The organism is Myxococcales bacterium, from assembly GCA_016706225.1.
GTDB lineage: Bacteria > Myxococcota_A > Polyangia > Polyangiales > Polyangiaceae > JADJKB01.
In genome coordinates this window covers 19,990-44,215 of sequence record JADJKB010000012.1, presented here as the reverse complement: position 1 = coordinate 44,215, position 24,226 = coordinate 19,990, and the positions used below count along the sequence as shown (strand labels likewise).

Genomic DNA, 24,226 nt, shown 5'->3' with positions numbered 1-24,226 from the left:
CAATGGCGTTCGATCACATTGACGATGAAAAGCTGAAGGAGCGGGTGATTCACATCAACCGCGTCGCCAAGGTCGTGAAGGGCGGTCGGCGCTTCAGCTTCTCTGCGCTCGTCGTGGTGGGTGACGAGTCCGGGCACGTGGGTGTCGGGCTGGGCAAGGCCAACGAGGTGCCGGAGGCTATCCGCAAGGGTAACGACCAGGCGCGCAAGAGCATGTTCAAGGTGCCGATGGTCGGTGCGACCATTCCGCACGACATCGTCGGCGAGTTTGGTGCAGGCCGAGTCCTGCTCCGCCCCGCCGCCCCGGGAACGGGCGTCATCGCCGGTGGCGCAGTCCGCGCCGTCGTCGAGTCCGCCGGCATCCAGGACATTCTCTCGAAGTGCCTGGGCACCACCAACAAACACAACGTGGTCAACGCCACGGTGGATGCGCTCAGCCGACTTCGTCGCGTCGAGAACGTGGCGAGCTCGCGCGGCAAGACCATCGACGAGGTGGGCCACGACTACCCGATTCAGCGCATGAGCGGTGCGGCCGCAGCCGGAAGCTCCATCGTCGCTTCGACGGGTGGCTCTGGCGGAGGACCTGCCGAATGACTACCAAGCTCGAAGTTCGTCAGCGCGTCTCGGTGTCCAACCGACCGCATCCACAGCGCGCCGTGCTCAAGGGCCTCGGTCTCCGAGGACCGGGCTCCACGGTCGTCGTCGACAACACCCCCTCGTTCCGCGGCATGGTGAAGAAGGTTCTCCATCTCGTCGACGTGCAGGAGAAGAAGTCATGAGTGACATCCTTTCACGCCTGGCGCCGCCGCCTGGCTCCCGCACCCGCGAGAAGCGTCTTGGACGCGGCATTGGCTCGGGTCTGGGCAAGACCGCAGGACGCGGCCAGAAGGGCCAGAAGGCCCGGCACGGCGGTGATTTCGGCAAGACCCACTTCCAGGGCGGGCAGACCCCGATCCAGCGTCGTATGCCCAAGCGCGGCTTCAACGTGCCGTTCCCGGTCTACACGGTGGCCATCAACGTCTCGGCGCTCGATCGCTTCGAAACGGGCATGGTCGTGGACGAGGCTGCGCTGCGCACCGCGCGCCTGGTTCAGGGCCGCGACGTCCGCATCAAGATCCTGGGTGAGGGCAACCTCGAGAAGGCGCTGACGGTCAGCGCTCACGCCTTCAGCAAGTCGGCCCAGGAGAAGATCGAAAAGGCCGGTGGCAAGGTCGTCGTCTTGGCATCGTCGGCGCCGCCGGCGGCTGCCGAGAGCTGAGGCCTCAGTCGTCAAATTGGTCCCAGCTCTGGCCCCAGTCCCGAACGATGTTTATGACTCCCGCTCACGCTGCCGGTAACCCCGGCGCCGGAAGGTGAAGCCGCCGCATGGCAGTCGTTCGCGGATTCTCTAACATTACGAAGGTGCCGGAGCTCCGCCGGCGCTTGCTCTTCACGCTGATGATCATCGCGATCTATCGCGTGGGTGTGTTCATCACGACGCCCGGGGTGGACCGTGCGGTGATGAAGAGCATCGTCAGTGGGCAGGGTGGCCTGCTCGGGCTCTTCAACCTGTTCAGCGGCGGCGCCCTCGAGAACCTGTCGATCTTCGCCTTGGGCATCATGCCCTACATCTCGGCGAGCATCATCATGCAGCTCCTCGGCATGGTGAGCAAACAGGTCGAAGAGATGCGCAAGGAGGGCGAGTCAGGTCGGCGCAAGCTCGAGCAGTACACCCGCTACGGCACCATCGTGCTGTCGAGCTTTCAGTCCTTTGGCGTCGCGCTCTACCTCGAAGGTCTCAACGACGCCGACATCGGCGGAGGGCGTTTTGGTGACGTCGTGGCCAATCCCGGCTGGGGTTTCCGGCTGCTGACGATGATCACCCTCACGACCGGCACCGCCCTCATCATGTGGCTGGGTGAGCAGGCAACCGAACGGGGTATCGGCAACGGCATTTCGCTGATCATCTTCGCCAGCATCGTCAGCGGCGCCCCGGGCGCCATCGGTGGTTACTGGCAGGCCAGCGGCGGAGACGTGCAGCCGCTCACCGTCGCGCTGTTGCTCGCGGTGATGCTGATCTCCATCTCCATCGTCGTGTTCTTCGAGCGCGCGCAGCGCAAGGTCCCGATCCAGTACGCGCGGCGTCAGGTCGGGCGCCGCATCTACGGCGGGGAGAGCGCGCATTTGCCGCTCAAGGTGAACATGGCGAGCATGATCCCGCCGATCTTCGCCTCGAGCTTGCTGCTCTTCCCGACCACGTTGGCCAACTTCAACGTGCCCGGAATGGCGACCTTCTCGGCGCACTTGAACCGCGGCGAGTGGCTGTTCAACGTGCTCTTCGCCGCGCTCATCATCTTCTTCTGTTTCTTCTACACCGCCGTCACGTTCCAGCCGGTCGACGTCGCGGACAACCTGAAGAAACAGCAAGCCAACATCCCCGGCATTCGGCCCGGCAAACAGACCGCCGAGTTCCTGGACCGCGTGCTCACCCGTCTGACCGTGGGTGGGGCCATCTACGTCGCGGCCATCTGTGTCATTCCGAGCGTGATTGCCCAGGCACTTCGGGTGCCCTTCCAGTTCGGCGGCACCAGCTTGATGATCGTCGTCGGTGTGGCGCTCGAGACCGTGAACCAGATCGAAGCTCACCTCATCACGCGAAGCTACGAGGGGCTCACGGGTCCGCAGACCACACGGCTCAGCGGGCGGAGGCCCGCCTGAACGGGGGGCGGAGGTAACAATGCGAGTGGTGTTGGTGGGGCCGCCGGCTAGCGGCAAGGGCACTCAGGCGGATCGCCTGACCACGAGCTTCGCAGTGCCGAAGATCTCGACCGGCGACATGCTGCGCGCCGCGCGGGCGGCGGGCACGCGGCTCGGCAAAGAAGCCGAGACCTTCATGAACTCCGGCAAGCTCGTGCCGGACGAGGTCGTCATCGGTCTCGTGGACGAACGGCTCGACGCCGACGATGCCAAGCAGGGTTTCATCCTGGATGGCTTCCCGCGGACCGTGCCCCAGGCCCAGGCCCTGGCGGTGCTGCTGTCGAAACGCGGAACACCCCTTCAGTATGTGCTCCAGATCGATGTTCCCCGGGATTTGCTGGTCGAGAGGGCGACGCTCCGCCGCATCGACAAGCGGTCTGGACAAATTTACCACCTGAAGTATAACCCCCCGCCCCTGGGTGCCGAGCTCGAACACCGAGCCGACGACCAGGAGGAAACCGTCAAGCAGCGACTCGATGAGTACGACGCGATGACGGCGGCACTTTTGCCGTTTTACGAAGAGTTGGGACTCCTCCGCCGGATCAACGGCGTCGGAACTCCAGACGAGGTAACCGCCCGAATCCAGAGTGAGCTCGAGCGGTGACGGAGGAAAGCCCGAAACGAAGAGATACGGAAGCCAACGGAGTGATCGAGGAAGTGTTACCGAACGCAATGTTTCGCGTTCACCTCGACGACGGCAGGACGGTGCGCGCCAGCATCTCCTCCGCGGCGAGGCACTCGACGGTACGGCTGATTGCCGGCTCGCGAGTGGGAGTGAAACTCTCGAGCCAAGACCCCAGTCGCGGCCACGTCACCCGAAAGCTCTGACTCAGAGAACGAGGCAGGTAGCGCCATGAAAGTCCGTCCCAGCGTCAAGAAGGTTTGCGAAAAGTGCAAGGTCGTCCGCCGCAAAGGTGTGGTCCGGGTGATCTGCGAGAACCCCCGCCACAAGCAGCGTCAAGGCTGAGCAGGTAACCGAACATGGCACGCATCTCCGGAGTCGATCTTCCCCGCCGCAAGCAAATTGCGTTCGCCCTGCCGTACATCTTCGGCATCGGTCACAAGAACGCGGTCGAGATCTGCAAGAAGGCAGGCATCCCGGCCGAGAAGAAGGTCGACGAGCTGACCGAGTCCGAGGTCAAGTCGATCCGCGACACGATCGAGGCAGGCTACAAGGTCGAGGGCGATCTGCGCCGCGACATCCAGCAGAACATCAAGCGCCTGATGGACCTCGGTTGTTACCGCGGGCTCCGTCACCGCAAAGGCCTGCCGGTCAACGGGCAGCGCACACACACCAACGCGCGCACTCGCAAGGGCCCGCGCAAGGGCGCCGCTGGGCGCCGTTCGTGAACCCTGAATAGAGCGAAAGAAGCCGCAGCATGAGCACCGCAGGATCTGGCAAGAAGCGCGCTACCAAGAAGAAGGTCAAGAAGAATGTCGCGGCAGGCATCGCGCACATCAAGTCCACCTTCAACAACACCATCGTCACGATCACGGACGTGAACGGCAACGTGGTGTCGTGGGCGAGCTCCGGCTCCCGCGGCTTCAAGGGTTCGCGCAAGAGCACGCCGTTCGCGGCACAGCTCGCCGCCGAAGAGGCAGCGCGTCGCGCGTCTGAGCACGGCATGCGCTCCATCGCCGTGTTCGTGAAGGGTCCGGGCGCTGGCCGCGAGAGCGCGCTGCGTGCGTTTCAGGGTGCCGGCTTCAAGGTATCGCTGATCCGCGACGTCACCCCGGTTCCGCACAACGGTTGTCGTCCGCCCAAGCGTCGGCGCGTCTGAGCAGAGGAAGAGAAGTCATGGCACGTTACCTTGGTCCTGTTTGCAAACTCTGCCGTCGCGAGAGCGGGAAGCTCTACTTGAAGGGTGATCGCTGCTTCACCGAGAAGTGCGCCGTCACCCGTCGCCCGTATCCGCCCGGCCAGCACGGTCAGGGCCGCATCAAGCTCAGCGAGTACGGCCTCCGGCTGCGCGAGAAACAAAAGATGCGCCGCATCTATGGGCTGCTGGAGCGCCAGTTCTCGGGCTACTACGCCCAGGCCAGCAGCATGAAGGGCCGCACCGGCGAGGAGATGCTCGGCCTGATCGAGCGTCGCCTCGACAACGTCGTGCACCGCATGGGTTTTGCCGTCAGCCGGCGTCAAGGCCGCCAGCTCGTGCGCCACAGCCACATCCTGGTCAACGGCAAACACGTCAACATTCCGAGCTACGTGGTCCAGCCGAACGACAAGATCGAGCTCCACGAGAAGAGCCGGAAGATCGCCTACGTTGCTGCCGCGCTCGCCGCCGCCGAGAACAAACAGCGGGCGAGCTGGATCGACGTCGACAAGGAGAACTTCTCCGGTGTGTTCAAGGGCATGCCGGTGCGCGACGAGCTCAACGAGCCGATGATTCGTGAGCAGTACGTCGTCGAGTATTATTCACGCTGATTGCTGGGCCGACAGGCCAACCCAAGCGGGCAGGCTGCGGAGCTGGATGAGGAAGCTGGTTTCCTCGCTGGATCGAGACAGCCGCGCTAATTCCGAACCCGAAGGAGGCACGACATGATTACCCAAATGATGAGTCGAAACTGGCGCGATCTGATTCGACCGAAGGCGATCCACATCGAGACCGACAGCTCCTCGGAGTTCTACGGCAAGTTCACGTGTGAGCCGCTCGAGCGCGGCTTCGGCATCACCATCGGCAACTCGCTCCGGCGCGTGCTCCTCTCGTCGCTCCAGGGCGCCGCGATCACGGCCGTCCGCATCGAGGGCGCGCTCCACGAGTTCACGACCGTCCCCGACGTCGTCGAGGACGTGAGCGACATCATCCTCAACCTCAAAGAGGTGGTGTTCAAGGCCGAGTCGCCGCGCACCTACACGGTTCGCCTCGAGAAAGAGGGCCCCGGTCTGGTCACCGCTGGCGACATTCAGCTGGTCGACGGGCTGTCGATCCTGAATCCGAACCACACCATCGCGACCCTCGACAAGAAGGGCCCGTTGTCGATGGAGCTGACGGTCAACGTCGGCCGCGGCTACGTGCCCGCCGAGCGCAACAAGACCCCGACGATGCCCATCGGGACCATCCCGATCGACGCGCTCTTCTCGCCGATCCGCAAGGTGAACTACACCGTGCAGAACGCGCGCGTCGGGCAGGTCACCGACTACGACAAGCTCACGCTCGAGGTCTGGACCAACGGCGCGGTGAAACCCTCCGACGCCGTGGCGTTCGCCGCGAAGATCCTGAAAGAGCAGCTCTCGATCTGGATCAACTTCGAGGAGACCGAGGAGACGAGCTACCACGCACCGGGTCGGCGAGGACGAGCCGCTGAACGAGAACCTGTTCCGTTCGGTGGACGAGCTCGAGCTCAGCGTGCGCTCGGCGAACTGCCTCCAGAACGCCAACATCACCTTGATCGGCGAGCTGGTTCAGAAGACCGAGCAGGACATGCTGAAGACCAAGAACTTCGGCCGCAAGTCGCTGAAGGAGATCAAAGAGATCCTTTCGACGATGGGTCTCGGCCTCGGCATGAAGTTCGACAGCTGGCCCCAAATGGTCGAGCGCTGGAAGCAGCAGCAGGCCCAGAACTGAGACGGTAAGTCATGCGTCACCGCAAAGCAGGGCGGCAATTCAGCCGCAATACATCTCACCGCCGGGCGATGTTCCGCGCGCTCGCCGCGAACCTCGTGGCTCACGAGAGCATCGAGACCACGGATGCAAAGGCCAAGGAGCTGCGCCGCTTGGCGGAGCGCCTCATCACCCGCGCCAAGCGCCTGGGTGCTGTCGCCTACACGCCGAACGATCAGCTCAGCGAGAAGGACCGCGCGCGCCGGCTCGCGGCCCAGACCCAGGTTGGCCAATTTCTGCGCCGCTTCGGCACGGTGCAGGACAGCGGCGAGGTGGAGAAGATCGACCTGGTCGAGAAGGTGTTCGTGGATCTGGCCAAGCGCTTCGAGAAGCGGCCGGGCGGCTACACGCGCATCATCAAGCTCGGTCATCGTCGAGGTGACCACGCCCCGATGTCCCTGATCGAGTTCGTCGAGCGTGGGTCGTCGTCCGGAAGGCCGGCGAAGAGCGCGAAGGCGGACAAGGGTTCCAAGGCCCCGAAGGCAGCCGCTGCGGCGGCCGACGGTCTGGACGGCAAGAGCGTCGACGAGCTGAAAGAGCTCGCGGCGACCGCCAAGATCGAAGGACGCAGCAAGATGAACAAGTCCGAGCTCGTCGAGGCGCTCCGCGCCAAGAGCTGAATCGTCGAAGCACGCTCGTGCGTCGACAGGTAGGCGGGCACCCCGGGAGACCGGCGGTGCCCGTCGCGCATTTGGGGTGGATGCTTCGGGCTCGCGACTAGACTGACGCGCATGCGAACCCTGCGCTACGTCGTGTGCGACGTCTTCACCGACCGACCGCTCGAGGGCAATCAACTCGCGGTCTTCACCAACGCCAGCGGCGTCGATGACAAGACGATGCAGGCACTGGCGCGCGAGACGAACTTCTCCGAGACGGTGTTCGTGCTGCGCGCCGAGCAAGGTGGGCACGCCAAGCTCCGGATCTTCACGCCCGCTCGCGAGGTGCCGTTTGCCGGACACCCGGTGCTCGGCACGGCGTTCGTGCTGGGCAGTCCGATGACGGTCGACGACATGCGTCTGGAGACCGGCAGGGGTGAAGTACCGGTGGCGCTCACGCGCGAAGGCGGCAGGGTGACGTTCGGCCGCATGCAACAGCCGATTCCGACCTGGAAGACCTTCGAGGCCGCGGACGAGCTGTGTGCGGCGCTGGGTGTCGAGCGCTCGGAGCTCCCCATCGAGTCCTACGACAATGGGATCGTGCACACCTACGTTGCGCTCGCGTCACGCGAGGCGGTGGCCGCGGTGCGACCGGACTTTGCGCGGCTTGCCCGGGTGCCCACGCACGGCGTGAGTGTGTTTGCGGGCTCCGGCCTCGAGTACAAAACGCGCATGTTCGCGCCGGAAGCGGGCGTGAACGAAGATCCGGCGACGGGTTCGGCGGCGGGGCCGCTTGCGCTCCACCTGGCTCGCCACGGGCGGCTCGCCTTTGGTGACGAGATCCGCATCGAGCAAGGCGCCGAGTTGGGACGGCCAAGCGTGCTGTTTGCACGGGTCAGTGGCACGAGTGACAGCGTCGAGCGGGTGGAGGTGGGCGGCTCAGCGGTCGTGGTGGCGCGGGGGGAGTTCCGGGTTTGAAGGGCGGAGAGAGAGAGTTCACAGGAAGACGGAAGGGCCGAGAAAAAATAGAAATTTTACTTCTGCCCTTCCGGCCTTCCTGTAAATCCTCTGAACTGAAGAGCTGACAGCTTGCAGGGTGGCGTCAGCTCGATGGGGGCGGGTCGTCGTCGCCGGGCGCTGAGGTTGGGGTTGGGGCTTCGGTTGGCTTCTCGGTGGGGTCGTCGGCGTCGGTCGGTATTGCCGGTTCGTCATTGGCCGGTTCGGCGTGATCGGCTTTGGGGGCGGCGACGGATGCGGAGTCATCGTTGTCGCGGTCCGGTCTTGACGAACTTGGGTCGTCGTCGGGCTGGGTTTCTTCGGTGCCCGCGTCAGCATCGGGTTTCGGAGCGTCCTCAGCCGGCTCCGGCGCCGGCTCTTCGTCGCGGCGGCCTCGGCGGAGGGCGATGGCGAGCAGCGCAAACAGCGCACCGACCGCGATGGCGATGGCGGCGCCCCAGCGTCCGGTGGCGCTCTTTTTCTGGACTTCGCCCCTCCGCAGGCGCGCGAGTGCGTCTTTCGCGCGGCCGTTGTCTGGGTCGAGCTCCAGGGCTCGGTTGAAGAGTACTTGATCCGCAATGCCCTTCTCGGCCAGGACTTCACCCTCGAGCGTCAGCGCCAGGCTCTGGATCCGCTTCTTGTCTTCGGCGTTGCCAGTCAGGCGCTCGGCGCGGCGGAGCGCGGTGAGTGCCGCGGGTCGATCGTCGTCCAGCTTCCTGCGCGCGAACTCGAAGTAACCGTCCGCCAGCTCGTCCTTGTGCTCGAAGCGGGGGTTGCGCGCGAGCACCTTGTCGTAGGCCACCCGCATTGCTTCGAGGTTGCCCTCGCCGCGCGCCTTCGAGCCCTCGTCGAAGAGCGTGTACACCTGCGCCAGACGCTGACGGTCGAGCTCACCGAACAGTTCGCGCGCGGTTCGATCCCAGGTCCAGTCTCGGGGCGGCTTCTTGCCGAGCTGATCTTCGTAGCTGTCGCGCAGCTGCCAGCCGGCCACTTCCCCCATCATCGCCACCGCCTGACGCGCCGCCTCGCGCACCTGGGCCCGCTCGGTGTTGGCGAACGAAATCACGATGCGCGCCGCGTCGGGATCGCGCACGCGTCCGTAGGCCCTGAGAACGTCGGCGAGCACCTGGTGGTCCTCGGTCTGCACCGCCTCGCTCGGGATCGCCTTGCCCATCGTGTCGAGGTGACGTGTGGCCCACTTGGCAATCTTCTCCGCCTTGTGTCGGCGTGCCTCGACCAGCGCTGCGACCGCTTTGTCCCCCATCTTGCTCAGCAAAAGCTGCACGTCCACCCGCAAGAAATCGCCGAAACGGCTGTGTACGTTGATCAGCTCGCGGGCAGCCTCGACCGTGCCAATGGTCGCGAGCATGCGACTGAGCGCCACGACCCCCACGAGATCTTGCCAGGCCTTGTTTGCAGGCTGGGCCGCCGCGATCAAGATGCTCAGGTAGTCCGGCGTCTCCACCCGTCCGCGTTTTCCCTCGGCCTCCATCTTCTTGCGCTGGCTGGTCCGGGCCTTGCCCCGTGCATCGTCGAGCGCCCGGCGCATGTCGTCTCGGTTTGCCTTGTCCGCAATCGTGTCGATACGACGCGCGATGGCCGCAACCCAGGTCGGCTTGGCCTCGAGCACCTCGGGCGCGGCCGACTCGCGGGTGGTGGCGTCGTCGCTACGAATGCGTGCGAGGACCGCATCGAGATCTTCCAGGTCCGTTGCGGTCGGTTCCGGCAGCGTGATCTTCGGCACCTCCGGCAGCGCTGCGAGTGCGCGATCGTGGCGCGGCGCAGCGGGGGCTTCGGCGCTCGGGGAGGAAGCGTGAGCTGACGGCAGCAGTGTCGCGAGCGACACCACCAGAGCAGCAACGCTGCTCAGTCCACGATGCGGAAATCGGGAAAGTCGCCGCTGAAGCTGCGCCATCGCGTGTCCACCCGATCTACGCGGGCCGCACTGGGACCCTTTTGTGCCCAGCCGTAGAGCTCGCGAATGCTCGTCTCTTCACCCTCGGCCAGCATCTCGACCGAGCCGTCGCTGCGGTTCTTCACCCACCCCGTCAACCCCAGCCGCTTGGCTTCGCGCTGGGCCGACGCGCGGAAGAAGACGCCTTGGACTCGCCCTCGGACGACGAGGTTCAGCTGCTTCAGCGCCATTCTGAGGTCAGTTAAAGCAGTTTTCCCCGCGATGGAACAGCGGCGTCGGAGCCTCGGGGGCGCCACTCTGAACACACGGTCAGCTCAGCTTTGATTTTGCAGCCCCGTCCATGATGTGATCCCACGCGTGGCGCTCGCGGCGGACCCGAAGCCCGGCGAAAGGAGCCCTTCGGAGCTCGCGGCGGCGCTCTCTCGCGCGGAGCGGGTCAGCGCCGCGCTGCGCGAGGTCGGGGTGGCCATCGGCACCACCCTCGAGCTCGATGAGCTCCTGGAGCTGATTCTGGACCGCGTGACGGAGCTGGTCGAGGCCGACCGCGCGACGCTCTACTTGCTCGACGAGACCAAGAACGAGCTGGTCAGCCGGTTTGTGGTCGGGCAGAACGTGCGCTCGATTCGACTGAAGGTCGGCCACGGCATCGCGGGGACGGTGGCCCAGACGGGCAAACCCTTCCGGATCAACGACGCATACGGTGACACACGGTTCGAGCGGCAGTGGGACCAGCTCACTGGGTACCGAACGACGACGATGCTCGCCATGCCGCTCAAGAATCACCTGGGCCGCACCATTGGTGTCATCCAGGTGCTGAACAAGAAGGACGGCGCCGAGTTCACGCTGGAGGACGAGGCCCTGCTCAATGCACTGAGTACCCAGGCGGCCGTTGCCATCGACAACTCGCGACTATTCCTGTCCTTGATTCAAAAGAACAAACAACTGCTCGACACCAAGGACCAGCTCGAGCGCAAGCTCCGAGACCTCGAGCTACTGTTCGATCTGGAGCGTGCGACCGCCAACGCGCAGTCCATCGAAGAGCTCATCACCGGAGCCCTCAGTCGCTTGGCCGCGGCGTGCGGCGCTCGCGGCGCTGCCATCATGCTCGCGGAGGAGGACAGCGGTGATCTCGTCGAGTATGCCTTCGACTCGACCGCCGCCGAGCCGTTGTCGCGCCGCGGTGTGAAGGCGGGAGAAGGTGTGCTTTCGACAGCCATGGAGCAAGAGCAGCCGATCCGCCTGGTCTCTGCCAAGGACGATCCACGCTGGCACAAGCAGCTCGCGCTGGGGATTTCCTTCGAAGTGGAGCCGGTTTTGGCCCTGCATTTGGAGGGCGACGGCGCGGCGCTCGGCTCCATTGGTCTGTTCGGCGCGGCCGGGGCGCCGCCGTTCACCGACGAAGATCTGTACCTGGTGCGCCTCGTGAGCGCGAACGTGTCCACGGCAGTACGACTGTTCCTGGCCAACCGAGCTCGAGAGGTGAGCGAGCGGTTGACGACCATCGGCAAGCTCTTGTCGCAGGTCATCCACGACTTCAAGACACCGATGACCGTCATCAGCGGTTACACCCAGCTGATGGCCGAGGCCGACGAGACGGAGCAGCGCGCCGAGTACGCCGAGGAGATCTTGAAACAGTTCGACATCTTGACCGCCATGCAGCGCGAGGTGCTCGAGTTCGCGCGGGGCGAGCGCACGATCTTCATCCGGCGGGTGTTCTTGAAGAAGTTCTTCGCCGACCTGACCCGGCAACTCGGGCACGAAGTGGACGGGCGCGCGGTCGAGCTCGAGCTCGAGATCGACACCAAGGTAGTGGCCCGCTTCGACGAGAATCGCGTGGCGCGTGCGATTCACAACCTGGCGCGCAACGCCATCGAAGCGATGGCGGAGCACGGGGGACGCCTCACCATCAGCGCCGGCCTGGACGGCAGCGACCTGGTGGTTGCCGTCAGGGACACGGGGCCGGGCATCCCGAAGCAGATCGAGGGGCGTTTGTTTCAGTCCTTCGTCACTGCCGGCAAGGCGGGGGGCACAGGACTGGGACTGGCCATCGTGAAGAAGATCGCCGAGGAGCACGGTGGCAGCGTGCTCGTGAACAGCTCGGCCAAAGGCACGGAGTTTCAGCTGCGTCTGCCTCAAGATGACGGCAAGGATTCGGCTCCCCCAGCCGCGAAGGCCTCGAAATCTCGAGGCGCCGGTCGCGGTCAAACGCCCAAGACCAACCAATGAAGCGCACGCTTGCCTTGCTCGACGAGCGCCGCGCGGCGCTCGAAACCTGCGGCTACTGCCCGAAGCTGTGTCGGGCGGCGTGCCCCGTGTCGGAGGCAGAACCGCGCGACTCGCTCACTCCCTGGGGCAAGATGAGCCTGGCGTGGTTCGCGGCGCGAGGTGACGTCGAGCCAGACGCGGAGCTGGCACTGACGGCCTGGGCTTGCACCGGTTGTTTCTCGTGCAGGGAGCAGTGCGATCACAAGAACGAGGTCGCGCATACCCTGGGCCACGCCCGTGCCGAGTATCGAGCGCTCGGGCTCGCGCCCGCCGCGTCGGAAGCAGTCCTGGCCGGCTTCGAGCAGACCCGCAAGCAGACCTCCGCTGCCCTCGAATCGTTGCGGAAGGAGCCCGGAGTCAACGAGACGAACGAGACGGCGCTGCTGCTGGGTTGTGAATACACACGGGAGCTGCCCGCGGAGGCTCGCTCCGCCGTCGCGGTCGCAGTACGGCTGTTCGGCGGTGTGCGCTTGGTCGACGGCTGTTGCGGACTGCCCCTGCTCTTGGCGGGAGATCCTGGCGGATACCGAGCGAACGTCGAACGCCTGCGGGCCTCGGTGGCGGGCGCGCCGCGGTTCGTCGTGCTCGACCCAACCTGCGCGCTCGCGCTGTCGGAGCTCGGACCGAAGACCCTCGTCGAGCTCGCTGGCGCGCGCCTGGGTGCGTTCAACCAGGTTCCACGCCTGGCGCGCACCCCGGTGCGTTATCAGGATCCGTGCAAGCTCGGACGAGGCCTCGGCATCTACGATGCTCCGCGTCAGCTCCTGGCTCGGGCACTCGGTCGTTCGGCGGACGAGTTCGCGCGCAACCGCGAAGATTCCCTCTGCTCTGGCGGTGGTGGTCTTCTACCCGAGACCATGCCCGAGGTTGCGTCACGTATCACCGAGCGCCGCTTGTCGGAGCACCGCGAGCTCGGCGGGGGGCTCGTGGTCACGGCGTGTGCGTCGGGCCTGAAGCGTTTCCGCAATCAGGGGGTCGACGCCGTCGATTTGATGAGCGTCCTCGAAGAGAGCTCGCGGCCATCCGATGGTTCGTCTTAGTCCGCGTCCCGGGCGACGCACAGTCGCGACGCGGGTGCTGCTGTCGTACGCACTCGTGACCTTCGCCTTTGCGCTCTCGGCGGGGTGGGGAGTGTTTGCACAGCGCAGCGCAGCCACCGAGGCCGACCTGATGCGTCGAGGTTACTTGCCGCTCTCGCTCGCGTTGCGAGATCTGGTTGCCAACCAGGACACCTGGAACACGCAGCTGAACCACATCACCACCGCTCGCAACCCGACCGACAAGCGGGTCTGGTTCGAGACGTCGCTGCGCATCGGGCGGCCGAAGACCTTCGGCGAGGTCCGGGCTTCCATCTCGCGAGCGTTTGCCAGCTCGGGTGACGAGTCGGTGCGAGCCGTGGGTGTCGATCTCTCCCGAGAGGCCTCGGCCATCGAGGACTTCTTGGCGCAAGACCGCGAGCTGCTCGGACGACTGTTCGATGCTCTCGATCGCGGAGACGCAAAGCGGGCCGACAACCTGCGCGACGAGCTGGTCACGCGGGGTGCGCAGGGGAAGAAGCGCATGAGTCAGCTCGAGCAGCGTGTGGCGCAGAACGTCGACTCGTTGCTCGACGCCGCGCGCACGCGGGAGCGACTGGCAATCCGCCTGCTCCTGGCGCTCTCGGGGTTCACGCTTCTGGTGGGCGTGTTGATGGCGTTTTATGCGCGGCGGGTCTTGAAACCCCTGGCCGCGGTCACCGATCGCGCGAAATCCGTGGCGCGCGGTGACCTGCGCCCGCACCCGGTGGTGCCCTCGAAGGACGAGATAGGAGAGCTTGCCACGACCTTCGAGGGCATGGTCGCGGCCATCGCTCGGGCGAACGAACAACTGCTCAGCTCGGAGCGCCTGGCCACCATCGGCAAGATGGCGGCCCACGTCACCCACGAGGTGCGCAACCCGCTCTCGAGCATCGCCCTCAACGTCGAGCTGCTCGAGGAAGATCTGGGTGAGCGCGAGGACACAAAGGAGGCCGTGACGCTGCTGCGGGCGATCAAGAACGAGGTCGAGCGACTCACACAGCTCACGGAACAGTACCTCTCCGTGGCCCGGCGACAGCCGTTGCGCCTGGAAGAGGAGCAAATCGACGAGCTCGTGAACGAAGCCTGTGTGTTCATGAGCGGCGATCTCCGCCGCCACGGCGTCGAGCTGAACATCGACATCGAAGAAGCGCTGCCGGCGGTGCGCGTGGATGAGGCGCAGATCAAACAAGCGCTGTTCAACCTGCTGCGCAACGCGCGTGAAGCCATGCCCAACGGCGGAGAGGTCACGCTGAGGGTCAGGCGCGCGTCGGGTGGTGGGCTCGACGTGACGGTGGATGACGAGGGCAGCGGTATGGACGAGGCCACGCGCACGCATTTGTTCGAGCCGTTCTTTACAACCAAGGGCCACGGGACGGGGCTTGGCCTGGCGATCACGCGGCAGATCATCGAGGCCCACGGCGGCAGCATCGCGTGTGAGGCGCGCCGCGAGGGTGGCACGCGGTTCTGGCTTCATCTGCCGCCGCGCGACGAGGCCTCCCCGCCGCCGCCGGCGAGTGAGGCATGACGAGGACTCCGGGCAGTGGCCTTTGCAGGCCGCCACGCTGCTTCGACAGGTGCAGGTGGAGTTTCGGGTCGAGGAGCGCTAATCCTCGAAGCACCTCATGTTGCCCGTGGTGACCATCGTCCTGGCGACCTCGAACGAGAACAAGGCGGCCGAGCTGCGCGCGCTGCTCGGTGATCTGCCCGTGCAGCTCGTGACCACCGCCGAGGTCCTGGGTGAGAAATTGACGCTGCCGGAGGACGGCGAGACCTTCGAGGCCAACGCCATCCAAAAGGCGAGGGCCATCTGCGAAGTGACGGGCATGCTCTCATTGGCGGACGACAGCGGGCTCGAGGTCGACGCGCTCGGTGGTCGTCCGGGGGTCCGCTCGGCACGTTTCGCCCACGACCGGGCCACCGACGCCGAGAACAACGCGGCGCTGTTGCGTGCGCTCGAAGAGGCAGAGCGCGGGCACGAACGCGGGGCGAGGTTTCGCTGTGTGCTCGCGCTGGCGAGTCCATGGCTGGGCGGCGAGGTGAAGACCACCGAGGGGCGTGCTGAAGGGGCCATCGCACGGGATCCGCGCGGGAGCGGCGGATTCGGCTACGACCCGCTGTTTCTGGCTGCCGATGCCGGCGGCAAGGCGATGGCGGAGCTCAGTGATTCCGAGAAGAACTGCATCAGCCATCGCGCGCGCGCCGTGCGCCACATGCGCCCGGTGTTGATCGAAGTGATCAACAGCCAGCTGGACGAGACCGAGCGCATTTCGGGCTAGTCCACCGGCACCAGCTCGACGTTCTCGATCCCCTTTTTCGGATCGACGTCCACTACCAGGAAGTGTCTGCCGATGTTGTCGAAGCGCTCGGGGATTGCTCCGCCGCCGCCGGAGATGAAGGCGGGGATGCCGGCGTTGTCGAAGGAGTAATAGCTGTGGATGTGGCCGTACAGGGTCAGATCCACCTTGCCCTTGGCCAGGCGTGTGAGCAGCTTTGCCGCCTCGTTGCGGCTGGCAAAGGAGCCGTTTCGCACGCCCACCGGATCGATCGGCGGGATGTGCATGGCGACGATGTGAACGTCGTTTTTGCTCTTGGCGAGCCAGCCGTCGAGCCAGTCGAAGACCATGGGATCGACGCTCGCGCTCGCCGAGTCCAGCATCGAGAAGCGGACCTTGCGGAATACGAAGCTGAAGCTGGCTCGTCCATACCAATCTTGGTAGGCGGGCCCCTCGTCACCGAGCTCGTGATTGCCGAGCGTCGTGTAGTACGGCACGTCCAGTGACGTGAGCTCACTCTTGAAGCGCTCGAGCTCGTCGACCTGACCTTGTTGGGTCAGGTCGCCCGCGCCCAGTAAGAAGCGCAAGCCCTTCACCTGGTTCATCTGGGAGTAGAGCTCACCGACCCGATCGATGGCTTCCTGCACGTCGCTCATCACGGCAAAGCGCCATTTCGAGGCGTCGTCGCGGTCGGGTGGGGCGAGCACGAAGTGGGTGCGTGCATCCGCAGGCAGCGTCACGCGGTAGCGTTTGCGGGTCGGCAGCTTCTGGTCGAGCAAGCTGACGGTCAGCGGTTTGCCGTTGCTCTCCGCTCGAAGCTCGACGTCGGAGAGCACGTTCTCCAGGCTGAGGATCCAGGTCGGTGCGACGCTCTCGCTCGTGATGACGTCCATCTCCCACGCCGGAGCACTGCTCCAGAGCTGGAGTTTCCCTGGCTGGAGCTCGCGGACTGCGGCCAGCCCATCCGTGACCACGACCTCGATGCCGTGTTTCTTCGCCTTGCCGACCTCGAGATCTCGCTCCGCGCGCTCCTGAGTCGGGCGCAGGCAGCCCCCGGAGAGCGCGAGCGCAATGGCAGACACCAATCCCACACGGCGAACGAGCTGCATCAGTTCACTCCCTGTCGAAACAAAAGTGAGGCGCCGAAGATCGCCGCCGAGCCGACCTGGCCCTCGACGCGCACGCCGAGATCTCCGAAGAACTGTCGCACGTCGAAGCCCAGGTGGCCGGCCACGCCGCTGCCGAGACCGGGGACCTTCAAGCCTGCGGCGTAGTCGTCATGGCGATGGTCGTAGAAGAGCTGCGCCTCGCCCGAATTCGCGCCGCGTCCCAGGTAAAAACCGAACGCAAAGCGCAAGAGCAACAGGTCATTCGTCTCGGGGTCGATGGGAACGCCGGGCACGCGATACTCGAAGCGCTGGAGCGCGAGGCCCGTGCCCGCCTCGACGAAGGAGCCGGCGAGCGCGCTGTCCCAGCCCGCGAGATCAGCGCGAGTGCTGACCGAGACTTCGCCAGTGAGCGAACGAAAACCATCCGAGTCGAAGCGCTGGTGGGTCACCGCCGCCTCGAGATCGACGAAGCTGCCATCCGGCGCCACTTCGTGCGGCGTCGGGCCAGTGAGACGCCAGGCCGCGAGCATGCGCACCCGCGCGTTGTCGTCATCCAGCGCGAACCAGGCGCTCGGGGCGAGGCGCAGACGGCCGACGCGGAGGTCGACGCTCTCGACCAGGAAGTGCCGGTAGCGAAACTGCGGGTCGTAGACGTAGCGGTGGCCGAGCTCGCTGACCAGCACGGGTGCGAGACGCGGCGCAGTGCCGGCACCATCGGGCCCCGCCGCCGTTCCGTAGATGTCTGCGGCCCAGGGCAGGAAGAACAGGCCCGCGCCGGCGATGGTCACCACGGCGAGCGGTCCGACCACGTAACGACTGGCTCCCGTGAGGGCGAGCCCGGCGAGCCCGCCCACCATCGTGCCGAGGCCGGTGAGCTGGGCGAGGGCCAGATGTCTTCCGGTCTCGGTGCGTCCGGCTGCGACGTGTCCTGCGCCGTGAACGATCGCTCCCGGTCCGATCGCGACCGCCGTGTTCAGCAGACGCCGGGCCGGATCGTGCGCGGTCTGGTCGACGGTTTCCGGCGCGTCCGCGCTTGCCGGTCCGACACCACTCTGATCCGGTTTCCATTCGGCGTCGCCGAGGTGCGAGGGTGGCGTGTCAGCGTCGTCGTCGGCGCGGCACGGCATCACGACCAGAGTGGTGAGCAACGCGACCGAGATCGCGTGCCGAGCTCGCAGCTTCAACCCCCGCTGCCGCCTGGAATGTCGAAGTGGCCGCCGAGCTGGAAGGTCAGCCAGCCGTGCCCTGCGCTCTCGTCGCCGGGGGCGTAGGCGTCGGACTTCTTGCCGGCGGCGTCTTGCCACTCGGCCTTACCAAACGCGCCCGCCCCGAGCGTCACCATCGGTGACAGCGAGAAGAACGGGGTAACACGGATGTCGGCGCCCAAACCGATGCGGAACTCGAGGGGAGCTTCCGTCATCTGTAGCTGCGTTCCATCCTCCCACTCGGCCTTGAAGCGCCGCCATCCGAGATCGATCTCGGTGAGGAACCCCACACGATCGGCGTCGGATGAAAATCGGAGACCGATGGCGTAGTAGTCGCTGCTGCCGGTCTTCTGGCCGCCGTTGGCGTCCGGTCCTGCGCTGCCCTTGCCGAGCGCCGCGCGCTCCCAGGTGAAGAACACGTTGTAGTTGCGCGTGAAGCGCATGCCGACGTCGACCTCCCACAGGGGACCGCTCGAGGCGTACTCACTCCACTTCACCTCGTCGTAGCCGTTTGGCGTGGAGCGCAGCCAGAGATTGCCAAACGGCACGAAGTAGCCGATGCGCGCGCCGAGCCAGAACGCGGTCTTGGGTGCTCGGTGCCTTGGCTTGGCGGGGGGAGGCGGCTCCCAGACCTGCTGTTGTGGACCGTAGTAGTAGCCCGGTGGCGGCGGCTCGTAGGCCCCTGGAGGCGGGCCCTGCGGAGGCGGGCCGGGCGGTTCGCTGTAGGACTGAGGAGGCGGTCCACCGGGTGGTGGCCCGCCCTGCGGCGCCGGCGCTGGTCCCGGGGCTGGTGCGGGTTGCGCAGGTGGCGGGGGCTTTTCTCCCCCTTGGGCCCACCCGAGGGCGGGCGCAAAAAACGCGACCAGTGCGACGGTGACGGCGGTCCGACCCATGTGCCGGAGGATAGCACCAGGCTTTCGGCGCGGCGCGTCGAGGTGTCGTTGACCCCGCCTGTGCGGGCGTGTTAATCGACCGCCGCCCCTGCTGATTCGGGGGTTTTTCTGCGCTCTGCCCCGTGCGGAGTGGCCCTCCAAGGCGAGGGCTTTGGTGAAGCAAAACTGGAAAGGTCTCGGTACCTACGGGACGGTCGGACTTGAGCTGGCACTCAGCGTGCTGTTTGGCCTCTTCGTAGGAAATTGGCTCGATCGAAAGCTCGGCACTCGCTGGATTGCTCTGGTGGGTTTCGGATTCGGTCTCGCCGCTGGTGTCCGGAGTCTCTGGCGTGCACTGCGCCAGGCCAACCTCGACGCCGAGCGCATGGACCGCGAAGACCGCGAAGCCAGGAAGAAGTTCGATGACGACGAAGACCCCGACTGAGAAAGACCCCGGCACGGCGCGCGCCGTCTGGACGGTCGCGCTCGTGGGTGCCGCGTTCACCGTCGGCGCGGGCTTCGTTGGTGGGTTCACACTGACTCGCAGTGTCGCCCTCGGCGCGGTGATCGCGACGGCCAACCTGTGGGTCATTGGCTGGGTCGTCGGCGGCATGTTCGGTGACAAGCGAGGTCGCGTGCCGTGGCCGCTGATCGCCGTGTTGAAGATGGGTGTGCTGTTCGGGGGGCTCTACCTTCTGCTCAAGACCGGCTGGGTCGAGCTGTTGCCGGTGATGATCGGCTACGGCGCGTTGCCCATCGGTGTCGTCATTCGTCAGTTCGGCGCCCCGCGCGCCGTGGGTGAGGAGACCTGAACCATGCCCGAGCACGCATCCTGGCTCACGCTGTTACTCGCGTATGCGAAGGACACCCTCTCGCACAACGCCGAATCGATCGGTGATTCCATGGTTGGGCATCACCCACCCACGTGGCAGAGCTTCGAGCCGATCACGGCCTCGCTGCTGGTTTCGCTGATCGTGATTCTGGTCGCGCTGCGGGTGAAGTCGCGCTTGGCCGACGCCAACGAGGCCGTCATCCCCGACGACCAGCTCACCCTCCGCACCTTCATGGAGGCGTTCCTCGGGTACTTCTACGATCTGTCGAAGAGCGTCATGGACGCGGACCGGGCCAAGAAATACTTCCCGATCATCGGCACCTCCGCCACGTTCGTGTTCTTCTCGAACATCATGGCGCTGTTCCCCGGGCTTCCGGTGGCGACCAGCAGTCTCAACATCACCCTCGGCTGTGCCCTGGTGGTGTTCATCTACTTCAACTACGTCGGTATTCAGACCAACGGCATGGCCTACGTCAAACACTTGATGGGGCCGAAGATCTGGCTCGCGCCGCTGATCTTCCCGATCGAGGTGATCTCGCTGTGTGTCCGGCCGATCACCCTGGCCGTACGCTTGATGCTGAACATGGCCGTCGATCACCTGATCTTGGGGATCTTCCTGGCGCTGGTCGCGACCCTCGTGCCGCTGCCAGTGATGGTGCTCGGCATCCTCGTGGTCGTCGTCCAAACCCTCGTCTTCACCCTGCTCACGAGCATCTACATCTCGCTCGCGACAGAGCACGAAGAGCACCACTGATTTCCCTAGATTTCCCTCAGAATTCGGCTTAGAGCCGCCCCGCCCCCATAAAGGAGACTTGAAAGTCATGTCGAAGAACAAGCTGGCGCTGGTCGTCGCTACGCTCGTCACCCTGTTCGCCACCAGCGCGTTCGCGCAGGATGGCGGAGCCGCTGCCAACAAGTTCTCGGCCCAGGCCATGGCTGCCCTCGGCGCCGGCCTCGCGATTGGCCTCGCCGTGCTCGGTGGCGCCATGGGACAGGGTCGTGCCGCAGCGGCCGCCCTCGAAGGCATCAGCCGCAACCCGGGCGCCGCGGCCCGCATTCAGACGCCGATGATTCTCGGTCTCGCACTGATCGAGTCGTTGGTGCTGTTCGCGTTCGCGATTGCGTACCTGCTCCAGGCCAAGGTCATCTGATCGCGCCTACAGTCTAGCTTTGGACGCCGGTGCGACTTCATCGTCGCGCCGGCGTGCCTTTCTGCGCTCGGTCTCATTTCTTGCGGCGGAAGGCCCGGCCCGCGTCCGCCAAGACGTGGGCCCCGAGCAACGCTGCGGCCAGCACGACGAGCAGGTAGCCGACGATCTCTCGGCCCGATGCGGCGAGCGCCGCACCGCCGATGATCAGTGCCGCGCCGACCACGGCGGAGAACAGACGGCGCCCCAGCCGATCGGTCGCTGCGCCCGCAGCCGGGTCGAGTGTATTGAGCTTCAGCCGCCCGAGGCGCAGGTCGTCCAGCACCTCTTGGAGCTGTTGCGGCATGTTGTAGGTCGCACCGCTGAGCTTCTCGATGCGTCGGAGCAGCTCATTGCCCAGGCGTTCGGGTGAATAACGCTTGCGCAGGATCTCGACGAAGAGCGGCTTGGCCTCCTCGAAGACGTCGAGCTCCGGGTCGATCTCCTTGCCGACACCCTCGACGGTCATCAGCGCCTTGCCGACCAGCATGAAGTCGGAAGGGATCTCCAGTCCGTACTTGGTCGCACCCTGCACCAGATCGCGGATCATGGCCGAGAGCTCGATGTCCTTGAGCTGTTTGCCCAGGTACTTCTCGGTCAGCATGCCGACCTCGGCGCGGTAAGCGTCCATGTCGATCTTCTTGGTCGGCGTGCCGATGGCGTACATCGCATCCGCGATGGCCTCGTAGTCCTTTCGCACCGCGCCGACCATCACGTCGACGGTGAGATCGCGCATGCGTGGCGACAGGCGCCCGACCATGCCGAGATCGATCATCACCAAGATGGGGTCTTCTTGCTCACCGAGCACCATCACGTTGCCGGGGTGCGGGTCGGCGTGGAAGAAGCCGTCCTCGAAGATCTGCTTCACGATCACGTCGAGGGAGATCCTCGCCAGCTTCTTGCGGTGAAAACCCGCGGCCAGGGCGTCGTAGACCTTCTTCCCCGGGATGAACTCGAGGGTGAGAACGTGCTTGCTCGAGGCTTGTTTGTAGACCGCGGGGAAGCGCACGTTGCGAAACCCCTGGAAGTTCTGGGCGAAGCGAATGGCGTTGTCGGCCTCGGTGGCGAAATCGAGCTCGGCCGTGATGGCTTTGTCGAACTGCTGCACCAGACCGACGGGGTTGTAGATCTTGCTCTCCGGTATCGTCCGCTCGATCAGGGCCGCGAACGTATGCAGCAGATCGAGATCACTCGCGATGGTCTCGGCGATGCCCGGCCGCTGCACCTTGACCACCACGTCCTTGTTGCCGTCGTCGGTGCGCAGGACCGCGCGGTGGACCTGGGCGATGCTGGCTGCGGCCAGCGGTTTCTCCTCGAAGCTCTCGAACACTTCCGGGAGCTCGGCGCCAAGCGAGCGCTCCACCTGGCGTTTGAGCTGATCGAACGGGACTTCCGGCACGGAGTCCTGAAGTTTTTTCAGCTCCGCCAGGAGCTCGGGGGGGAGCACGTCGGCGCGGGTCGAGGCGATCTGCCCGAGCTTGACGAACGAGGGGCCCAGATCTTCGAGCACACGCCGGGCGCGAACCGCCGTTGAGGTCTCCTGGCGTTCCTTGGCACCGTGCTCCTCGTCCTCGGCTGTGATCTCGACGTCTGTCGTCGCGCCTTTGGCTGCAGGCGGTGGCGTGCTGTCGTGTGTCTTCTTCGCCTTGCCGAAGCCGATGCGCTGGGCGATCTCGCCGAACCCGTGGCGCACCAACACCAGTGAGATCTTTCGAACTCGCGCGATGTCGCGAGCAGCGTGGACGATGGAGACCATCTTTGGTGCTCAGTCGTCGCCGATTTGGCTGAGCCCCGCCGAGAGCTTGGATTTCAGCGCGGGCAGATCGAAGCCGCCGGGGCGATTGGAGGGGGGCGCATCGCGTAGGCCGAGCGCGACGCCCTTGGCGCGGTCCCGCGCGATCTTGGACAGCCCCAGGCGATCTCCGAGCAGATCGAGCACCTGCTCTTCCTCGGTCCCGATGCCTCCGTCGAGAGTCGCGATCCAGATTGACGCCGCGAACGTGAAGAGCCGCGTCAGCCGGTTCATGCGAACCGTCTCCACTTCGTCCAGACTGAACTCGCGCCCGAGCGCGGCTTCCATCACCTTGATCGAGTCGGCGTCCAGACCCAGTTGTTGTGCTGCTCCGCGAATGCCGGCGGCCTCGGCGGGGTCGACCGCGCCGTCGGCCCACGCGACCGCCACCAGTGCGAGTACGGTGTCACGCCCGATGTCGATGCTCATGGGAGTGATACTAATTCACGGTCCAGCGACGTGCGACAAGTCGTGATGGAGAGCTGCCGCGAGCTCCTGAGAAGGGCCCGAAAGCCCGGCTCAGCGCACACGAATCAGGGTGCCGCGGTCGTATTCGGTCGGCAGTGCGGCGGTCCAACCCGCCGGCAGGCTGGGCCCCGTCCAGTTGAACAGGCGCTGTGCGTCCATGGGGGTCAGATTGACACAGCCGTGGCTGCGAACGCGGCCGAACGAGCGGTGCCAGAAGGTGCCGTGGAGACCGTAGCCCTTCTCGAAGTACATGACCCAGGGCACGTCTTGAATGGCGTAATAACGGCTGGCGTCCTCGTCCTCGAGGTTGTCCATGTCACTCGACAGGAGTTTGACCCAGACCCGGTGTGTACCAACCGGTGTGGCCAGGATGCTCTTGCCCTTGCCCTTGCCGGTCGAGACAATGGTCGCGAAGATCGGCCGTTCGCCCTCGTACGCGGTCAACACCTGGTTCGCAATGTCGACGTCGATCCAGCGCTCTCCAGGGGCTGCTTCGCCAGGCACGGGCGCGGTCGTGGGGGCCCGCACGTCGTGGTCATTCACCCAGCGATCTTGTGCGATCCGGAACCAGCGATGTCTTTCCTTGGTGACGGTGTCGAGGACCTTCAGGCGCTCCCACTGCGGGCGGGTCTCGGAGCTGAGGCGCGAACCGCCGGGTTTGCTGTAGACCCGTGCGTGGTCTTCGTAGACCCAGGCTAGGTTCAGCATCCCATCGGTGATTTCGATGCCCCGGAGCGGGAGCGGACGCACGGCCCCCAGGTCGCGCATGGGGATCCAGAGATTCTTGGTGGTGAATGCGAAGGGATCAGCACCCCGCTTCGCGACGTTGACGACCGCGACTGCGAAGCCGGGCTCGAGCTCCGCGTCGGGGGCGATCTCTTCTGCCACCGACAGCGTGTGGTATCCGAGCGCGCCGTTCCTGCCCACGAAGTGGTAACGGAACGGCATGCCGTCGGGCATTTCGATCGGACCCTTGCGCGCGCCGACCGGTGGATCCGTCGACAGTCGCACGCGATCCTGACAAACCCAGGCGAGCGGCCCGACCATCAGCCAGTACCCCCGACAGCCAGCGCCGCGCTTGGCCGCATACAGCGGCAGCCGGGCGCTCATTTCGGCGGATCCCCGACGCGCCGCGTGAGGAGCCGGTCGCAGATAGAGCGGCTCGTCCTTCTCGGGGATCTCCACACTGGCGATCTCGACTGCGATTGGCAGGCCACCCTCCACCCAGGGCAGAGGTTGGGCCTCGGCAACCCGGGGTGTCACCAGGGCCAAGGCGAGCGCGATGGAGAGCGGACGCACCGCTGGCGAGTGTAGCGCT

At 65.5% G+C, this 24,226-nt stretch carries 28 protein-coding genes and 1 pseudogene; 21 read left to right on the top strand and 8 right to left on the bottom strand.

The features are described 5' to 3' along the window. Positions 1 to 2 precede the first annotated feature (2 nt). The 13 genes and pseudogenes from rpsE (at position 3) to IPI67_19815 (ending at position 7,914) form a co-directional block, all read left to right on the top strand. Positions 3 to 593, top strand: coding sequence for a 30S ribosomal protein S5 (rpsE, locus tag IPI67_19875; protein MBK7582446.1), 591 nt, complete (start codon positions 3 to 5; stop codon positions 591 to 593). After that, positions 590 to 778 carry a 50S ribosomal protein L30 gene (gene rpmD, locus IPI67_19870; GenBank protein MBK7582445.1) on the top strand — a complete coding sequence of 63 codons (189 nt, stop codon included), beginning with the start codon at positions 590 to 592 and terminating at the stop codon, positions 776 to 778. Before rpsE ends, rpmD begins: the two co-directional genes overlap by 4 nt. Then, positions 775 to 1,257, top strand: a complete 483-nt coding sequence (gene rplO, locus IPI67_19865; protein MBK7582444.1) for a 50S ribosomal protein L15 — start codon at positions 775 to 777, stop codon at positions 1,255 to 1,257. The genes rpmD and rplO overlap by 4 nt, the downstream gene beginning before the upstream one ends. A 107-nt stretch (positions 1,258 to 1,364) precedes the next feature. Continuing rightward, entirely contained in the window at positions 1,365 to 2,696 is a 1,332-nt protein-coding gene (secY, locus tag IPI67_19860; protein MBK7582443.1) for a preprotein translocase subunit SecY, read from the top strand. 19 nt (positions 2,697 to 2,715) lie between these two features. Next, positions 2,716 to 3,339 carry an adenylate kinase gene (locus tag IPI67_19855; protein MBK7582442.1) on the top strand — a complete coding sequence of 208 codons (624 nt, stop codon included), beginning with the start codon at positions 2,716 to 2,718 and terminating at the stop codon, positions 3,337 to 3,339. Continuing rightward, the gene (infA, locus tag IPI67_19850; GenBank protein ID MBK7582441.1) at positions 3,336 to 3,563 is read left to right on the top strand and encodes a translation initiation factor IF-1; all 228 of its coding nucleotides are present in this window, start codon (positions 3,336 to 3,338) and stop codon (positions 3,561 to 3,563) included. The genes IPI67_19855 and infA overlap by 4 nt, the downstream gene beginning before the upstream one ends. A 25-nt stretch (positions 3,564 to 3,588) precedes the next feature. Then, positions 3,589 to 3,702 (top strand): 50S ribosomal protein L36, encoded by a 114-nt coding sequence (gene rpmJ, locus IPI67_19845; GenBank protein ID MBK7582440.1) that lies wholly within the window; start codon positions 3,589 to 3,591, stop codon positions 3,700 to 3,702. Positions 3,703 to 3,716: 14 nt separating this feature from the next. Then, positions 3,717 to 4,085: a 30S ribosomal protein S13 gene (rpsM, locus tag IPI67_19840; protein MBK7582439.1), complete on the top strand. Its 369-nt coding sequence runs from the start codon at positions 3,717 to 3,719 to the stop codon at positions 4,083 to 4,085. Between the two features lie 29 nt (positions 4,086 to 4,114). Next, positions 4,115 to 4,516, top strand: a complete 402-nt coding sequence (rpsK, locus tag IPI67_19835; protein MBK7582438.1) for a 30S ribosomal protein S11 — start codon at positions 4,115 to 4,117, stop codon at positions 4,514 to 4,516. A 17-nt stretch (positions 4,517 to 4,533) separates the two neighbouring features. Next, positions 4,534 to 5,163: a 30S ribosomal protein S4 gene (rpsD, locus tag IPI67_19830; protein ID MBK7582437.1), complete on the top strand. Its 630-nt coding sequence runs from the start codon at positions 4,534 to 4,536 to the stop codon at positions 5,161 to 5,163. A gap of 114 nt (positions 5,164 to 5,277) precedes the next feature. Continuing rightward, a pseudogene (locus IPI67_19825) lies at positions 5,278 to 6,304 on the top strand (DNA-directed RNA polymerase subunit alpha). Between the two features lie 11 nt (positions 6,305 to 6,315). Then, positions 6,316 to 6,960 carry a 50S ribosomal protein L17 gene (gene rplQ, locus IPI67_19820; protein ID MBK7582436.1) on the top strand — a complete coding sequence of 215 codons (645 nt, stop codon included), beginning with the start codon at positions 6,316 to 6,318 and terminating at the stop codon, positions 6,958 to 6,960. A 111-nt stretch (positions 6,961 to 7,071) separates the two neighbouring features. Beyond that, positions 7,072 to 7,914 carry a PhzF family phenazine biosynthesis protein gene (locus IPI67_19815; protein MBK7582435.1) on the top strand — a complete coding sequence of 281 codons (843 nt, stop codon included), beginning with the start codon at positions 7,072 to 7,074 and terminating at the stop codon, positions 7,912 to 7,914. Between the two features lie 124 nt (positions 7,915 to 8,038). Here IPI67_19815 and IPI67_19810 read toward each other — a convergent pair whose 3' ends face one another. Together IPI67_19810 and yccX are read right to left on the bottom strand one after the other, a co-directional pair. After that, positions 8,039 to 9,778 carry a hypothetical protein gene (locus tag IPI67_19810; GenBank protein MBK7582434.1) on the bottom strand — a complete coding sequence of 580 codons (1,740 nt, stop codon included), beginning with the start codon at positions 9,776 to 9,778 and terminating at the stop codon, positions 8,039 to 8,041. A 20-nt stretch (positions 9,779 to 9,798) separates the two neighbouring features. After that, positions 9,799 to 10,077: an acylphosphatase gene (gene yccX / locus IPI67_19805; protein ID MBK7582433.1), complete on the bottom strand. Its 279-nt coding sequence runs from the start codon at positions 10,075 to 10,077 to the stop codon at positions 9,799 to 9,801. Between the two features lie 127 nt (positions 10,078 to 10,204). Between yccX and IPI67_19800 the strand changes: the two genes are divergently transcribed. The 4 genes from IPI67_19800 (at position 10,205) to rdgB (ending at position 15,446) form a co-directional block, all read left to right on the top strand. Continuing rightward, positions 10,205 to 12,073: a GAF domain-containing protein gene (locus IPI67_19800; GenBank protein ID MBK7582432.1), complete on the top strand. Its 1,869-nt coding sequence runs from the start codon at positions 10,205 to 10,207 to the stop codon at positions 12,071 to 12,073. Beyond that, the gene (locus tag IPI67_19795) at positions 12,070 to 13,152 is read left to right on the top strand and encodes a (Fe-S)-binding protein (protein MBK7582431.1); all 1,083 of its coding nucleotides are present in this window, start codon (positions 12,070 to 12,072) and stop codon (positions 13,150 to 13,152) included. Before IPI67_19800 ends, IPI67_19795 begins: the two co-directional genes overlap by 4 nt. Next, a complete protein-coding gene (locus IPI67_19790) occupies positions 13,139 to 14,695 on the top strand; it encodes a HAMP domain-containing protein (protein MBK7582430.1) in 1,557 nt (518 codons plus the stop codon). The genes IPI67_19795 and IPI67_19790 overlap by 14 nt, the downstream gene beginning before the upstream one ends. Before the next feature lie 97 nt (positions 14,696 to 14,792). Further along, the gene (gene rdgB, locus IPI67_19785; protein MBK7582429.1) at positions 14,793 to 15,446 is read left to right on the top strand and encodes an RdgB/HAM1 family non-canonical purine NTP pyrophosphatase; all 654 of its coding nucleotides are present in this window, start codon (positions 14,793 to 14,795) and stop codon (positions 15,444 to 15,446) included. Here rdgB and IPI67_19780 read toward each other — a convergent pair. Genes IPI67_19780 through IPI67_19770 form a run of 3 tightly spaced genes read right to left on the bottom strand, consistent with a single transcriptional unit; the run spans position 15,443 to position 18,650 of the window. Beyond that, the gene (locus IPI67_19780; protein MBK7582428.1) at positions 15,443 to 16,552 is read right to left on the bottom strand and encodes a metallophosphoesterase; all 1,110 of its coding nucleotides are present in this window, start codon (positions 16,550 to 16,552) and stop codon (positions 15,443 to 15,445) included. The genes rdgB and IPI67_19780 overlap by 4 nt on opposite strands. Beyond that, positions 16,552 to 17,736 (bottom strand): hypothetical protein, encoded by a 1,185-nt coding sequence (locus tag IPI67_19775; GenBank protein ID MBK7582427.1) that lies wholly within the window; start codon positions 17,734 to 17,736, stop codon positions 16,552 to 16,554. The genes IPI67_19780 and IPI67_19775 overlap by 1 nt, the downstream gene beginning before the upstream one ends. Beyond that, a complete protein-coding gene (locus IPI67_19770; GenBank protein MBK7582426.1) occupies positions 17,733 to 18,650 on the bottom strand; it encodes a hypothetical protein in 918 nt (305 codons plus the stop codon). Before IPI67_19770 ends, IPI67_19775 begins: the two co-directional genes overlap by 4 nt. A 154-nt stretch (positions 18,651 to 18,804) precedes the next feature. Between IPI67_19770 and IPI67_19765 the strand changes: the two genes are divergently transcribed. The 4 genes from IPI67_19765 (at position 18,805) to IPI67_19750 (ending at position 20,612) form a co-directional block, all read left to right on the top strand. Continuing rightward, positions 18,805 to 19,074, top strand: a complete 270-nt coding sequence (locus tag IPI67_19765) for an AtpZ/AtpI family protein (protein ID MBK7582425.1) — start codon at positions 18,805 to 18,807, stop codon at positions 19,072 to 19,074. After that, the gene (locus IPI67_19760) at positions 19,052 to 19,441 is read left to right on the top strand and encodes an ATP synthase subunit I (GenBank protein MBK7582424.1); all 390 of its coding nucleotides are present in this window, start codon (positions 19,052 to 19,054) and stop codon (positions 19,439 to 19,441) included. The genes IPI67_19765 and IPI67_19760 overlap by 23 nt, the downstream gene beginning before the upstream one ends. 3 nt (positions 19,442 to 19,444) lie before the next feature. Further along, positions 19,445 to 20,215: a F0F1 ATP synthase subunit A gene (gene atpB / locus IPI67_19755; GenBank protein ID MBK7582423.1), complete on the top strand. Its 771-nt coding sequence runs from the start codon at positions 19,445 to 19,447 to the stop codon at positions 20,213 to 20,215. Between the two features lie 67 nt (positions 20,216 to 20,282). Next, a complete protein-coding gene (locus tag IPI67_19750; protein MBK7582422.1) occupies positions 20,283 to 20,612 on the top strand; it encodes an ATP synthase F0 subunit C in 330 nt (109 codons plus the stop codon). Positions 20,613 to 20,685: 73 nt separating this feature from the next. Here IPI67_19750 and IPI67_19745 read toward each other — a convergent pair whose 3' ends face one another. From IPI67_19745 to IPI67_19735, 3 genes are all read right to left on the bottom strand, one after another. Continuing rightward, entirely contained in the window at positions 20,686 to 22,347 is a 1,662-nt protein-coding gene (locus IPI67_19745) for an AarF/ABC1/UbiB kinase family protein (protein MBK7582421.1), read from the bottom strand. Positions 22,348 to 22,413: 66 nt separating this feature from the next. Then, positions 22,414 to 22,869 (bottom strand): DUF533 domain-containing protein, encoded by a 456-nt coding sequence (locus IPI67_19740; protein MBK7582420.1) that lies wholly within the window; start codon positions 22,867 to 22,869, stop codon positions 22,414 to 22,416. Positions 22,870 to 22,959: 90 nt separating this feature from the next. After that, positions 22,960 to 24,207: a L,D-transpeptidase gene (locus IPI67_19735; protein ID MBK7582419.1), complete on the bottom strand. Its 1,248-nt coding sequence runs from the start codon at positions 24,205 to 24,207 to the stop codon at positions 22,960 to 22,962. Positions 24,208 to 24,226: the final 19 nt, after the last annotated feature.

What these genes read in the sequence shown, in the direction of transcription:
- rdgB (MBK7582429.1), top strand. Translation starts at nt 14,793, where the DNA reads ATGTTGCCCGTGGTGACCATCGTCCTGGCGACCTCGAACGAGAACAAG.
- rpsM (MBK7582439.1), top strand. Translation starts at nt 3,717, where the DNA reads ATGGCACGCATCTCCGGAGTCGATCTTCCCCGCCGCAAGCAAATTGCG.
- IPI67_19795 (MBK7582431.1), top strand. Translation starts at nt 12,070, where the DNA reads ATGAAGCGCACGCTTGCCTTGCTCGACGAGCGCCGCGCGGCGCTCGAA.
- rpsE (MBK7582446.1), top strand. Translation starts at nt 3, where the DNA reads ATGGCGTTCGATCACATTGACGATGAAAAGCTGAAGGAGCGGGTGATT.
- IPI67_19770 (MBK7582426.1), bottom strand. Translation starts at nt 18,650, where the DNA reads ATGGGTCGGACCGCCGTCACCGTCGCACTGGTCGCGTTTTTTGCGCCC.
- IPI67_19855 (MBK7582442.1), top strand. Translation starts at nt 2,716, where the DNA reads ATGCGAGTGGTGTTGGTGGGGCCGCCGGCTAGCGGCAAGGGCACTCAG.
- IPI67_19780 (MBK7582428.1), bottom strand. Translation starts at nt 16,552, where the DNA reads ATGCAGCTCGTTCGCCGTGTGGGATTGGTGTCTGCCATTGCGCTCGCG.
- rplQ (MBK7582436.1), top strand. Translation starts at nt 6,316, where the DNA reads ATGCGTCACCGCAAAGCAGGGCGGCAATTCAGCCGCAATACATCTCAC.
- rpsK (MBK7582438.1), top strand. Translation starts at nt 4,115, where the DNA reads ATGAGCACCGCAGGATCTGGCAAGAAGCGCGCTACCAAGAAGAAGGTC.
- secY (MBK7582443.1), top strand. Translation starts at nt 1,365, where the DNA reads ATGGCAGTCGTTCGCGGATTCTCTAACATTACGAAGGTGCCGGAGCTC.
- yccX (MBK7582433.1), bottom strand. Translation starts at nt 10,077, where the DNA reads ATGGCGCTGAAGCAGCTGAACCTCGTCGTCCGAGGGCGAGTCCAAGGC.
- IPI67_19740 (MBK7582420.1), bottom strand. Translation starts at nt 22,869, where the DNA reads ATGAGCATCGACATCGGGCGTGACACCGTACTCGCACTGGTGGCGGTC.
- IPI67_19760 (MBK7582424.1), top strand. Translation starts at nt 19,052, where the DNA reads ATGACGACGAAGACCCCGACTGAGAAAGACCCCGGCACGGCGCGCGCC.
- rpsD (MBK7582437.1), top strand. Translation starts at nt 4,534, where the DNA reads ATGGCACGTTACCTTGGTCCTGTTTGCAAACTCTGCCGTCGCGAGAGC.
- rpmJ (MBK7582440.1), top strand. Translation starts at nt 3,589, where the DNA reads ATGAAAGTCCGTCCCAGCGTCAAGAAGGTTTGCGAAAAGTGCAAGGTC.
- atpB (MBK7582423.1), top strand. Translation starts at nt 19,445, where the DNA reads ATGCCCGAGCACGCATCCTGGCTCACGCTGTTACTCGCGTATGCGAAG.
- IPI67_19790 (MBK7582430.1), top strand. Translation starts at nt 13,139, where the DNA reads ATGGTTCGTCTTAGTCCGCGTCCCGGGCGACGCACAGTCGCGACGCGG.
- rpmD (MBK7582445.1), top strand. Translation starts at nt 590, where the DNA reads ATGACTACCAAGCTCGAAGTTCGTCAGCGCGTCTCGGTGTCCAACCGA.
- IPI67_19815 (MBK7582435.1), top strand. Translation starts at nt 7,072, where the DNA reads ATGCGAACCCTGCGCTACGTCGTGTGCGACGTCTTCACCGACCGACCG.
- IPI67_19750 (MBK7582422.1), top strand. Translation starts at nt 20,283, where the DNA reads ATGTCGAAGAACAAGCTGGCGCTGGTCGTCGCTACGCTCGTCACCCTG.
- rplO (MBK7582444.1), top strand. Translation starts at nt 775, where the DNA reads ATGAGTGACATCCTTTCACGCCTGGCGCCGCCGCCTGGCTCCCGCACC.